This is a genomic window from Pragia fontium DSM 5563 = ATCC 49100, from assembly GCF_900112475.1.
GTDB classification, from domain to species: domain Bacteria; phylum Pseudomonadota; class Gammaproteobacteria; order Enterobacterales; family Enterobacteriaceae; genus Pragia; species Pragia fontium.
Window position 1 is genome coordinate 75,397 of sequence record NZ_FOLW01000007.1, and the last position, 13,174, is coordinate 88,570.

At 37.0% G+C, this 13,174-nt stretch carries 13 protein-coding genes; 2 read left to right on the top strand and 11 right to left on the bottom strand.

Annotation, left to right across the window (positions count from 1 at the left end; translation table 11 throughout):
- Positions 1-13: 13 nt before the first annotated feature.
- From napA to napF, 3 genes are read right to left on the bottom strand one after another with little or no spacing between them, the layout of a single operon-like run.
- Entirely contained in the window at positions 14-2,497 is a 2,484-nt protein-coding gene (napA, locus tag BMZ28_RS11325; protein WP_074823294.1) for a nitrate reductase catalytic subunit NapA, read from the bottom strand.
- The gene (gene napD, locus BMZ28_RS11330; RefSeq protein ID WP_074823299.1) at positions 2,494-2,763 is read right to left on the bottom strand and encodes a chaperone NapD; all 270 of its coding nucleotides are present in this window, start codon (positions 2,761-2,763) and stop codon (positions 2,494-2,496) included. The genes napA and napD overlap by 4 nt, the downstream gene beginning before the upstream one ends.
- Complete coding sequence (napF, locus tag BMZ28_RS11335) at positions 2,747-3,253, bottom strand: ferredoxin-type protein NapF (RefSeq protein WP_047781633.1); 507 nt, start codon at positions 3,251-3,253, stop codon at positions 2,747-2,749. Before napF ends, napD begins: the two co-directional genes overlap by 17 nt.
- 325 nt (positions 3,254-3,578) lie before the next feature.
- Here napF and narQ point away from each other — a divergent pair, with 325 nt between their 5' ends.
- Both narQ and narL read left to right on the top strand, forming a co-directional pair.
- The gene (narQ, locus tag BMZ28_RS11340) at positions 3,579-5,273 is read left to right on the top strand and encodes a nitrate/nitrite two-component system sensor histidine kinase NarQ (RefSeq protein WP_047781634.1); all 1,695 of its coding nucleotides are present in this window, start codon (positions 3,579-3,581) and stop codon (positions 5,271-5,273) included.
- 77 nt (positions 5,274-5,350) lie between these two features.
- Entirely contained in the window at positions 5,351-5,980 is a 630-nt protein-coding gene (gene narL, locus BMZ28_RS11345; RefSeq protein WP_074823301.1) for a two-component system response regulator NarL, read from the top strand.
- 141 nt (positions 5,981-6,121) lie between these two features.
- On the opposite strand, the gene BMZ28_RS11350 is transcribed toward narL, so the two are convergent.
- From BMZ28_RS11350 to BMZ28_RS11385, 8 genes are all read right to left on the bottom strand, one after another.
- Complete coding sequence (locus tag BMZ28_RS11350; protein WP_074823305.1) at positions 6,122-7,003, bottom strand: tetratricopeptide repeat protein; 882 nt, start codon at positions 7,001-7,003, stop codon at positions 6,122-6,124.
- 166 nt (positions 7,004-7,169) lie between these two features.
- Complete coding sequence (locus tag BMZ28_RS11355; RefSeq protein WP_126467887.1) at positions 7,170-7,502, bottom strand: hypothetical protein; 333 nt, start codon at positions 7,500-7,502, stop codon at positions 7,170-7,172.
- Positions 7,503-7,652: 150 nt separating this feature from the next.
- On the bottom strand, positions 7,653-8,273 hold the full coding sequence (locus BMZ28_RS11360) for a hypothetical protein (RefSeq protein ID WP_047781638.1): 621 nt from the start codon (positions 8,271-8,273) through the stop codon (positions 7,653-7,655).
- A gap of 359 nt (positions 8,274-8,632) precedes the next feature.
- Positions 8,633-9,499, bottom strand: a complete 867-nt coding sequence (locus BMZ28_RS11365) for an XAC2610-related protein (protein ID WP_074823310.1) — start codon at positions 9,497-9,499, stop codon at positions 8,633-8,635.
- A gap of 274 nt (positions 9,500-9,773) precedes the next feature.
- A complete protein-coding gene (locus BMZ28_RS11370; RefSeq protein ID WP_074823313.1) occupies positions 9,774-10,667 on the bottom strand; it encodes a hypothetical protein in 894 nt (297 codons plus the stop codon).
- Positions 10,668-10,720: 53 nt separating this feature from the next.
- Entirely contained in the window at positions 10,721-11,374 is a 654-nt protein-coding gene (locus tag BMZ28_RS11375; RefSeq protein ID WP_074823316.1) for a hypothetical protein, read from the bottom strand.
- Positions 11,375-11,394: 20 nt separating this feature from the next.
- The gene (locus BMZ28_RS11380; protein ID WP_136655893.1) at positions 11,395-11,739 is read right to left on the bottom strand and encodes a hypothetical protein; all 345 of its coding nucleotides are present in this window, start codon (positions 11,737-11,739) and stop codon (positions 11,395-11,397) included.
- A 483-nt stretch (positions 11,740-12,222) separates the two neighbouring features.
- Entirely contained in the window at positions 12,223-13,173 is a 951-nt protein-coding gene (locus tag BMZ28_RS11385) for a hypothetical protein (RefSeq protein ID WP_074823322.1), read from the bottom strand.
- Position 13,174: the final 1 nt, after the last annotated feature.

Consider the following 13,174-nt stretch of genomic DNA (forward strand, 5'->3'; position numbering starts at 1 on the left):
CGCCCTACCTACCCTAGGCCTTAACGACTCTGACTGCACATTTCTTGTAGTCAGTCTCTTTTGACAATGGATCGGTTGCATCCAACGTCAATACGTTAACTAACTGTGCAGCATCAAAGAACGCCATATACACCAAACCTTGAGGTACGCGGTTACGACCACGGGTTTCGACAATGGTCACCACTTCACCGCGACGAGACTGGACCTTCACCTTGTCACCACGGCGCATACCGCGCTTTTGGGCATCCTGAGGGTGAATAAACAGTACCGATTCAGGGAATGCACGATGAAGTTCCGGCACGCGACGGGTCATCGAACCGGTATGCCAGTGCTCCAGAACTCGGCCGGTAGATAACCACAGGTCGAACTCTTCATCCGGGCTCTCTGCTGCCGGTTCGTATGGCAGGGCAAAAATAACCGCTTTACCATCTGGCTTACCGTAGAACCGAACGCCTTCGCCAGCCTTAACATACGGGTCATAACCTTCACGATAGCGCCACAGCGTCTCTTTACCATCAACCACTGGCCAACGCAGACCGCGCGCCTTATGATAATCATCAAAGTTTGCCAGGTCATGAGCATGACCGCGACCAAACGCTGCATACTCTTCAAACAGACCTTTTTGTAGGTAGTAACCTAATTCACGGGATTCATCATTAAGCTGACCTTCAGCCAATTCATCCAGTTTGAATTTATTCACCTGACCGTTAGCGAACAGCACTTCGTACAGTGTTTTACCACGGTACTCTGGGTTCTTGTCTAATAGCTCTGCCGGCCACATTTCGTCAGTTTTAAAGTATTTTGAAAACTCAACGATTTGCCACAGGTCAGACTTAGATTCACCCGGAGCTTGCACCTGTTGACGCCAAAACTGACTACGACGCTCGGCGTTACCATAAGCGCCCTCTTTTTCCACCCACATCGCGGTCGGTAAAATCAGGTCGGCAGCCAATGCACTGATGGTTGGATACGGATCGGAAACCACCACGAAGTTGCGTGGATCGCGCCAGCCCGGCATACGGTCTTCATTAATATTTGGACCAGCCTGCATATTGTTGGTACACAGGGTCCAGTAGGCGTTCAACGTACCGTCTTTCAGAGCACGGTCCTGAGCAACGGCGTGTAAACCAAGGGAGCCAAGAATGGTACCTTCCGGCAGTTTCCATTTTTCTTCAGCAATTTTACGGTGGGCTTCATTTGTCACCACCATATCTGCTGGCAGACGGTGGGCAAAGGTACCTACTTCACGTGCGGTACCACAGGCAGATGGTTGACCGGTTAGTGAGAATGGGCCGCAGCCTGGCGTTGAAATTTTACCGGTCAGCAAATGGATGTTGTAGCACAGGTTATTTGCCCACACACCACGAGTGTGCTGGTTAAAGCCCATGGTCCAGTAGGAAACCACTTTCACATTTGGATCGGCATACAGCTTCGCCAGCGCAACCAGTGAATCTGCCGGTACACCGGTCATTTCAACGGTTTTCTCTAGCGTATACTCAGCAACGAAATCTTTATATTCGTCAAACGTCATTGGCGTTGATTTGTCGCTGTTAGGGTTTTTCGCTGCTTTTTCTAGCGGGTGATTTGGACGCAGGCCATAACCGATATCCGTTTCACCACGGCGAATATTAACGTGTTTATCAAGGAAGTCCTGATTAACCCCATTATTCTGAATAATATAGTTAGCGATATAGTTCAGAATCACCAGATCGGTTTGCGGTTTGAAAATAATCGGGTTATCTGCCAATTCAAAGCTACGGTTTTCATAAGTAGACATCACCGCAACTTTGACATTTGGATTAGACAAACGGCGATCGGTAATGCGAGACCAAAGGATCGGGTGCATTTCCGCCATGTTTGAGCCCCATAACACGAAGGCATCCGCATGTTCGATATCGTCATAGCAGCCCATCGGTTCATCCATACCAAAGGTACGCATAAAACCAACAACCGCTGTTGCCATACAGTGACGAGCATTAGGGTCGATATTATTTGAGCGGAAACCGGCTTTAAACAGTTTCGCTGCAGCATAACCTTCCCAAATGGTGAACTGACCGGAAGCAAACATACCGCCACCGTTCGGCCCTTGTTCTTTAAAGGCTTTCTTATACTTTTCACTCATCACAGTGAAAGCTTTATCCCAACTTACCGGGGTAAACTCACCGTCTTTACTGTACTCGCCATTTTTCATGCGCAGTAATGGTTGGGTCAAACGGTCTTTTCCGTACATGATTTTAGGCAGGAAATACCCTTTGATACAGTTTAAACCGCGGTTAACCGGCGCATCTGGGTCACCCTGAGAAGCAACCACTCGGCCATTTTGAGTACCGACCAGAACGCTACATCCGGTACCACAGAAACGGCACGGGGCTTTATCCCACTTAATTGATGAATCCCCTTCAGCTGCAACCGCAACCGTTGGGATAGTCATTCCTGCAGCGACCGCGGCCGCGGTAACTGCATTTGCTTTCATGAAGTCTCGACGACTGAGTTTCATGGCGTATCCTCACCTTGCTCATCTTGCTGGTGATAAACCAGCGACACCGCCAACACACCGGCTATATCTCGTGCTGACTCAATTTGGGCAAACAGCACATCTGAATTGTCTGCCTGCATAACTACAATTAACTTGCCTTCTTTCTCGTTCACTCCGGGAATCTCTGTTCCCGGTAATGCACACAATGCTTCACTTACTGTGGAAATATCCTCAGGCTTAACCTGAACAATCAAACTACAAACGTGCCAGTCACTCTTTTCCGTCATTATCTTTATCACTCTCACGGGTGGTTATTGCTTGAACCGGACAGCTTCGGACACAGCTCCCACAGCCAGTACAACTCTGCTGATCTAACTCCGGTTGGGCAGTTCCTCCCAAACGAAGCCGAAACTTAATTGCGTTGGGTTCACAAACGTCCTGACAACTTCGGCAGGTTACCCCCTGATAAGTTAAGCAAGTTTGATTAATCACCGCGATACGCTGCCAGGGTTGAGTCTCCAGCGGCCTAAACAGCGGCTCAGGACAAACTTCCGCACAACGGCCGCAAAACGTACATTCCGCACGTTGAAAATCAATCTCTGGAAAAGCCCGAGCGTTACTGACGATAATAACCCCGGTTTCACACGCTTCAACACAGGCATGGCAACGGGTACAGCCATCAACAAACCGCTGTTCTTCTATCGACCACGGCGGTCTGATGGCAGAGCTACGACGCCACTGACCACGTAACAGATTCCGTCTCGATAAAATTGACATGCTGGCTAACTCCACTCACTCAGGAGGAACATCTTAAACACTTATCTTTTGTCTCAGGCTAATTATACGACCAATTTGCCTAAAACTTCGGCCAGAGTAAGTTAATCGTTGAGGGGTAGGTATATAATTACCCTTAAGGGGTAAATCGATAGGTTAATTGATCTAGCTCAATTGATTTACGCTATTTTTAGATAAATAGTCTAATCGATCGCTGCTTTATTCGGGTATTTTTTAATGAAACACGGCAAAATAATCATTTCAACCCGTTTGTTAAACACAAAAGTTCAGAGGCACAAATTAATGCAGTTTAGTATTCTGAGGTATTATGCTCTTCGTTAAACGTTCCGTCACCAGCAGCATTGCCCGTATGCTCATTGCTATTGTGATTCTGTCTATTTTATCTACTGGACTGGCATTGGTGACGCTGGCAGCCAGCCGCACGGATGCAGAAGCCATCAATATATCTGGCTCACTGCGCATGCAAAGCTATCGTTTAGCCTACGACTTAACCACCAATTCACCCTATCTGAACTCTCATATTCGCCAATATGATATGTCGCTTAATGCTCCGGCATTAAAAGAGATCGATTCATTCTATTTTCCCCATGATATCCAGCTAAAATATCAAACCCTGTTAGATCGTTGGAAAATACTGGAATATGAGCTCAATCAGGGTAACGGTGATATGTATATCAGCCAATTGGCTGAATATGTAAACCAAATCAATGAATTTGTTCTGGCGATTCAGATTTTTTCCGAGTTAAAGCTAAAAACAGCCGGAACCATCAGTATTGCCAGTTTTCTGCTGACTATTGGATTAGTTTTTTTCGTTATTCACTTTAGTCGACGTAAAATCGTCGCTCCGCTCAATCAAATGGTTGCCGCCAGCCACTATATTCAAACTGGACATTTTGACCATCAGCCCCTTGATACCACTCAGCCCAATGAGCTTGGGGTATTAGCCAACGCCTTTACCTCCATGTCTTCCGATTTGGCCAAACTTTATCAGTCGCTGGCAGAAAAGGTGGAAGAAAAAACCGTTAAGCTCACACAGGCTAACCGCTCGTTAGGCGTATTATATGACTGTCTGCAAGCTCTGAGCGTCAGTCAGGTTGACCGACAGTGCTTTGAGCAAGTGCTGCATATCGTGTGTAATAGTGAAAATCTGGTCATTATTCGTTTGGAAGTTCAGGACAGCGGTGAAGGTCGCTGGGTCTTGGAAGAAGGTAAAGAAGATAACAGCAGGGATTGGCATCATCTGGTCCTCCAGCAAGATGAGCAGATCTTGGGTAAGCTTAGCTGGCAATGTGCCGATGAAGATGCGGTTCATCCACAATTAATCGGTAACGTTGGCAATATTCTGAGCCGCGGTATCTATTTTAATCGGGCACAAAAACGCTACTTACAAGTACTGCTGATGGAAGAGCGAGCAACTATTGCACGTGAATTACACGATTCACTGGCCCAGTCCCTCTCTTTCCTGAGAATTCAACTTACCTTGCTAAAAAGGGTTGTTCCCAGTAATAATGATAGAGCGATGGTAGTTATTGCCGATTTTGATCAGGCTCTATCCAGCGCCTATCGACAGCTGCGAGAACTGTTAGCGACATTTCGGCTAACAATACAAGAGGCAGACCTGCATGAAGCGCTTAATCAATTAATTACGCCTTTACAGGCGCAGACTGAAGTGCCAATTCATATACATTGCGCACTATCATCTCAGGCTCTAAATGCACAGCAACAGGTACACGCGCTACAGATCGTCAGGGAAGCGACGCTTAATGCAATTAAGCACGCTAAGGCAAAAAACATTTATGTAAATTGTGAATCGACTAAGGATGGCTATAACTTAATTACCATTATTGATGATGGCATGGGTATCAAAAGTCTTGATGAACCGGAAGGTCATTATGGACTTAATATTATGAGTGAACGGGCTTGCCGTTTAGGCGGAACCCTGGCGATTAGCCGGCAGGAGGAAGGTGGCACTTGTGTGCGTCTTATCTTCCCTCAGCAATGAAAAGTAAATAAAAACAATAATAATCGAGCTTATTTGAGCCAACATTCTCTAGCAAATTTTAAAGTGGGGTAATATCAGTGCAAGAACTATGTAATATTTTGATCGTGGACGATCATCCATTAATGCGCCGTGGAGTGCGCCAGTTACTTGAGCTGGAACCTTCACTAAATATTGTGGCCGAAGCCAGCAATGGTAATGAAGCGGTAACGTTCGCTTGTCAGTTGCTGCCAGATTTAATTTTACTCGATCTGAATATGAAAGGTCTGTCGGGTCTGGATACGCTGAAAGCACTGCGTAATGAAGGTATTGCCGCCCGAATTATTGTGCTTACCGTGTCGGATTCTCGCAGCGATATCTATGCGCTGTTGGATGCCGGCGCTGACGGTTATCTGTTAAAGGACAGTGAACCAGAACTGCTGCTGGAAAAAATCCTTCAGGCGGCTAATGGTGAAAACGTATTCAGCGATATTATCCTGGAATATCTGGCGACCCGTGATGACCAAAGCGATCCATTTGAATCACTGACCGAACGTGAACTCGATGTATTACAGGAAGTCGCTCGGGGTATGTCGAACAAACAGGTTGCCTCGCACTTACATATCTCCGAAGAAACGGTAAAAGTGCATATCCGTAATATGCTGCGTAAGTTAAATGTACGTTCACGCGTTGCGGCAACGGTGATGTATTTGGAGCGGAAGAGTCAGTAAATTGGATTTACGGTGAAGTGAAGAGATAAATCGAACCGCTTGCGAGAGGGGTTCGATTTATTATGGTCGGGTGTTGTTGGTTAATTAAATGAAGAAGACAATATATAACTAAGATTTGTCAGATTAAAATCATAGCTAATATTAATTCTCACGTAAAAAAACTCTCTTAGGAATGTTTTTATTTAAACCTTTTTCTATCATTTCATTTTTATATTCTTTATATAAAGTACGAGCTTTATCATAATGGTTATAATCCTTCCCTAATTCCCAATATACATCAGCAAGATTCAGCTTAGCCACAACTCTTGATGGATATTGATCAACTATATCTTTAAGTATAATTGCACTTGCAATATTATCTTTTTTAGCTAAAAAGAAAGCCAAGTCATTAAGTAACACCACATTGCTATCATTAATAGTCGTTACATATTCAGCAGCACTGTATATATTAATACTCTTAATTGCATGTTCACTTTTATTTTCTTTTAATAAATCAGATATTTTCTTGAGTTCATTATTAATTTCATTTTTTACATCCGATTTAGATTTATAACTAATAGAATGCTGGTTTTCACCAATTTTTCTGCAACATGATACCCGCTCAATTTCTAATGACGGGGTAAATATTCCTGAGATAGGATCTGACCTCTCTCCAGTAATAACGCTGACCAATAGCCATTGTTTTTTATCCGGTACCCATTTATAAACCTGTGAATAAACTTGCCCTTGACGACTATAATAAGTGCTATCAACTTCAATCTCATCAAATTTATAACTACTATGAACTACAGGAAAATTGTTATCATCTGGAGGTGTTATCTCATAAGTTAGATTCTTATTTATAGATGACATATAAATTGATAGGTGTAATACATTATTGACTCTACTTTGGATAATGCTGTCATTAATGCCATCGCCATCAAAATCGTAAAACTCTTTACTTTGCTCATCGGCATATACAGCAGATAACGTTACCATTAATAAAGCAAATATAATTGAAATTCCATTAAATACATACATCATGTAGTTAAGTCCTAATTCTATATTTAGTATATTTTTCCAGTATAGATTAAATCAAATGGCTGCTCTGTTAAATATCTTTATCACCATTACGGTTTGTGTAACACCTTCAATAATTCATTTTATTCTATAACTAATTACTTATGGCACATACTTCTTAATGCTTTCCTTATTGATTCAGCATCTTTATATGGGCATAAGTTCCTGTCTCATTAACTCCGTCAAAACAATAGTTAAATATATCGACTTGTGGTTCTCTTGGAAAAAAGTCGATATAAACACCCTTTTTACTTTCTATCACCTCAAATCGCAGGGCTCTATAATAATATCTACTTACTTGCTGAATATCAGATTTATATCTAGACAATACGTACATCGACTGCTCTGGAATATTGACTGAAAATACAGAAGTAATTTTCCATTGACCTAAATTCAAAACGAAATTTAATTTGTTATTTTTTAAGTTTAGGCTATATAAGCTAACGCAATCCTGTTTAGCCATATCTTCACATGAGGATGGAATAAATAACATCAGCGCTTTTCCACCAGGTCTTTCCACCATAACCGGGGAATGAGGAATATTGCTACTCTTTGCACTAATATCACTATATACAGATAGCAAGAAAAAAACACAAAAGACTTAAGTTTCATCCTATAGCCCCAGACTTTCTTTAGAAGATAAACACCCCATTGCCTCATCCTTAGTCCGATTACAGGATAAGTATTTTGCAATTTGAGATAGCTCATTCACTTTAACTTTTTTACATGGGAAATAATATTCTTTACCACTATCAGAAGATATAACATTTAAATATAGTGATTCCTTTCCTTTTTCCCACTCATATCCTAATGTATATAAGAATGACTGATTTCTAAAAAGAATAAAAAGATATGATGTAAAAGGCCGAGTATAATATCTATGTTCAAAGGGAATTTTCTTATCTTGATAATCTAAAGATGGATAGATTAGTTCAGGATTATTTTTTCCACCATAAACATAAAAAAGGGATATTGGCTTACTTTCTTTATCTACATTGCCATATAAAGCAACATACTTATTATTTTTTGTTTCGCATAGCAAATAAACCTTATCAAAAGCAGGTAGAGAATCGAAATACTCGCCAAGTTGAGTAGCTTGTCCGTAACAAGACAAAACGAACAACATCAACCCACAGAGATATCGATTACAGCCTGTTTTAAGTATTTTATTATTACGTTCCAATGTTTGAATATATCTTACCGATAGATGACAAGAAATTATTTTAAAGAACATTTTTCGCCTCTGCTTTCAATGGCAAATTTATTATATAAATATTGCTTAATTAAAGATGCATTCTTATATGTGAATATATTCCCTAAATCGGAGTAACCATGTATCCTTTCAAACTTTTATCATTACCAATATAGGTATTGAATGTAATTCCACCATTATTATATACAAAAGCTTTATAATGAATAGAATTTATATTATTCTCAATCCACGAAATAATATTAACAACATTTTTCTTATCATTAATTTATTTTCACCGTAAAATCACACTCTTCATTAATATATTTATTTTATATAAATTTAAACTGCCATTAACTAACAAAAAGCACAACAAAAAATCAGCAAAACCATTTAATATCTATTTATAACTTACTATTTGTAATTTCTAAGAAATCAGCTTCGAAAACCTTTCTATCAATGCCAATGGTTTTAACAACCTTACCATTAATATTAATTATTTCTAACTTCCCCTTTCCTCGTTGATAATCATAACTAGCTTTCTGTAATTTATTATTTTTTAATATGGATACAATATAATTACAACATCCGTCACGAGAAAAACCAGTAACAGCTCTATCAACATATAAAACTGTAGGGTTAACTACATACGAAGATAGAATATCTGACTTTTCATATTTATTACTCTTTTTATTATATAAATAATAAAAATAACTTTCATTGGCAGCCCCTTTGTTATCTGAAATTCTTACATCTGGGTAACCATCAAAATTCACATCTTCTATAACAACTTGAAAATCATCATCTATGATATTTATATTCAAAGTCTGCCTAGTATTATCTAAAAAAACAAAATCAATTGATATAGCATTATTCAGATCATTAGATGTTGAAATATTATAATGACTAACTATCTCATCTATCTTTTTGGAACTTCTCTCTACATTAAACTTATACTTTCTACTCCCAATCCACTCCCCATCAAAACTATGCCCCCCTGAGCTTACTGCATCTATTTTCCCTGTTATTTGCCCATTGTAACTTTCAGATAAATTTAATACTCCATCAGAATAGCTACCCTTCAATGAAATGTTCTTATTATTTTTATTATATATATATGAACCTGTTACAGAACTCCCATCCACTGCTAAAACCATAGTGATATCATAACTCTTAATTTTTCCTTTTAACTCATAACGTTCAATAACATTATATGAGCAAGCAGAAAAAGATATAAATAATGATAAAACCGATAAAAATTTATATTTCATTCAATTACTCCAAACCAAACTCTTTTTTTGCTCTTAATAAAATTTCAGCTCTATGATGAGTGAGTTTTGGAATTCCTCCCTTATAATAAGTAAAATTTTGATTAATCTCCTTTTGCTCAACCTAACTTTCAATAACATTTCCTTTATTAACATTATTATAGTTTAAATGAACCCAACCTGAATTAACCCCAATCACTTTAACAACATCAGCCATTATTAAATAACTTTTTATTTTAGCACTAATCCATCAGTCGTTAGACTTATAGATTGACATCTACAGACTAAAATCGCTTAAATAATTTTTACCAACCCATGCTAATATAGGATTGCTTTCATTAGATACATAAGAAATAAAAACCCACTGATTATCATCAGATAAACTAATAACTTTCACCTTATCACTTTTTAGTAAATACATCTTACTCTTTTTATTTTCTTTTGGTTCAATATAAAGGTAAGTTTTATCTAATACCGTTGCCTCATTAACTAAATCGTTAGTCCAGTCTACAATTGTATTTTTAATTATTTTTTGCTGATCCGAACCCTTTTTAAATTTTGATATTAATAAATAATAAGCACCGATATTAGAGCGATTAGGTGAATCACATAGCGTTAAATTTTTAATATCTTGAGCCGACCAATCACTATCGACACCACTCTTATTTACCGCCATTTTAGAAGACAAAAAATCAAAACTATCATGATATGAAGATACAATTAAGTCTTTATTCCTATCCCAACTATAACCGCAAACTTCCCCATCGCGATCGCTAACCACACAACCAGTATTCATATCAATAATACTACAATATGCTCTATCGACATATTTTTCCCCACCACTTTGTGTTGGATACATACTCCCATAGATACTATTAATAATGATATAATTTCCTGTGGGAGAAATAACGTTATCGTTAGAATAAGTATAATATCGCCCCCCTTGTGATTTAGTGAAGATATGCTTATCAAGAGATATATCTATTTTACGATTACCTTTAGCAAAAAAAATCCGCCCCCAAGCATCTTTATCTATATTCTTACCTGAAAGTGATTCAGAAAAGATAATTTCATTACCATTGGGAGCGACTAATGTTTTATCTGCCAATAATTCACAAGAAAAAGGAAAAAGTATTATTATCCAGAAAAAAATATTTATTTTATTAATCATAAAGATATTAGTCCATACTTTTAAAATATTATAGCCAGAACTATTTTTATAGTCTAATCGTCACCTAAACAGACAAATGGACCATCTCCTTTTTTATTACAAGGTAACCGATCAGCAATCGCATACAGCTCATCAACAATAATTTTCTTACATAAAATACTATGTTCTTTATCTCTATCAATAGATTTAACACCTAAACTTACTGATTTAATATCATTTTCCAATGAATCTTTTAATGTATATTTATATCCTTTATTGTTAAAAGATATAAATAAATATGATGTAAATGGTCGACTATAGTATTGATATTCAAATGCCAAAAAGTTATTATGCAAAGTTGATGACGGATAAATTATCTCAGGTTTATTCTTATAGCCATAGGTATAAAATAACGAAATAGGCTTTTTCTCTGCATTTAAACCTCCATACAATGAGATGTATTTCCCTTTATCTGTTTCACATAAAAAATAAACTTTATCAAAAACAGGTAGAGAATCGAAATACTCGCCAAGTTGAGTAGCTTGTCCGTAACAAGACAAAACGAACAACATCAATCCACAGAGATATCGATTGCAGCCCGCATTACCAGCCAATTCGCGCATAAAGCTTATTAATGAATGATGAGATGACCGAGTAATTAAGTCGACACGCTTTTGGAGATAGCAGGATTTATCAAATCTCATAATATAGAGTCTATCTTTATCCATTTTCTTATGTTTACACCATTCTACCGTTTATAATCAATCAATAACCAACTGGATCTATACTCTATGATAGAGACAAGATCACCAGCAATTAAATACATTTTTGTTTTATTTTTTTCATTCGGATTATGATATAAAAAAGCTTTATCAATATTTATAACAGCTTTCCCCTCCTCACCTTCCGATAAGTTTAAATTAATATTTTTAAATAAACTATTAACTGAAACATTACTAAAATTTAAATTAGCTAGTAGAGCTGAATTTACAGATAAATTCAATGTATTTGCCGCTTCATCTCCATATGTTCTAGGTAAAATTATTGTTTCTGATGCTTCTTTTAAATAAAGATTATTTTTATCTTTTATCAAAGTTACAAGATAAGTGATATTGGGATACGAATATGCAACCTCGAAAGAAGTACCACCAGTGCTAGATATATCATAGAAAACACTATTCGAGCGTACATCATTAATCTTTAAAAATGATGTATTTGATGCAAAAACACGATAGCTATCATTAACCTTATGTAAAAAAGATATGATTGCAAACTCGTTTTTAATTAATTTATTGCTATAAATACAGATTACCCACCTTTATAAGATATAGTTTTAAATGTAACTATATCGTCTGTTATTATACTTTTACACAATAATACTTCTCTATCATTAGCAAAAACTGAAAAAGAAAACAAAAGAATCAAGCATGATAAATACTTTTTCATTATATTAGTTAATCCAACAACATCAAGAGGATATAATTTTAAGCATGATAAACTTTGAATAAATTTATAGCACTACCATAAATTCATTCCTACCTAAGTTTTTTCTGATTAAAGCCATCTTGCTCAATAATTATTGTGTAATCATTCGATAAAATGAAAATGGGTATTTTTTCTTGGTCTTCATATCAATCCAATAACCACTATATTTTCCATCAGATAAAATCCCATTAAAAACCTCTAACAATTCACCATTTTCTTTATAGGCATTTAATATCAACTCGCCATTATTTAGACGACCTGAGAGATTGATATTCTGTTTAAACTTATCATAGTAATAATAACCATAAGTATCACTAGCTTTAAAATCGAGATGAAGTTTCACTCTTATTTTTTTATTTATTTTCCCTATAAAATTACCTGACTTACTTATGTCAGAACAGTTTTCTATACACCCTACGTCCTCAACATCAATATTATTAGAATCTTTTGAATCGAGCGCAATCAATTTTATCAAGTTCGTCTTATTATTATCAGATAAATGTGATATGAAAAAAATCACATCGTTATTTATATAATCATTATTTATTAAATTAAACTTATTTTTTTTCTTACAGTTAGCTAAAAAAATAGAATGAAGTGGTGGCAATGAATTATCAAATGAAGTACCTGATGAATAATCGCAATAATACCCACCCCAGTTTCTTTTCTTTAAATAAACATCAATCTGACTTTCAATGTTAAATACTACTGCATCATCTAAACTATGATCTTTAAATTTAAATCTAATAAAGTTAACACCTCTTCCTGCACCCCAATACTCTTTTAAAAGAAGATATGAATTATCAATTCGATATAAAGACACCCCTTCCATTGTAGTATTTTGTTCTGGTGATAAAAATATTTTATTTCCCGTCACTCTTTCCTTTAAATAAACAGGGTAATCATTTACTTCTGATTCAGCACCTTTTTCTAATATCACCTCACAAGATGAGTTGTACTCTTCATAGCATGATACATACTCGAGATTATCCTCAGAAAAAACTAAAAACGGAAGAAAAAATAATGATATAAAATACTTCACT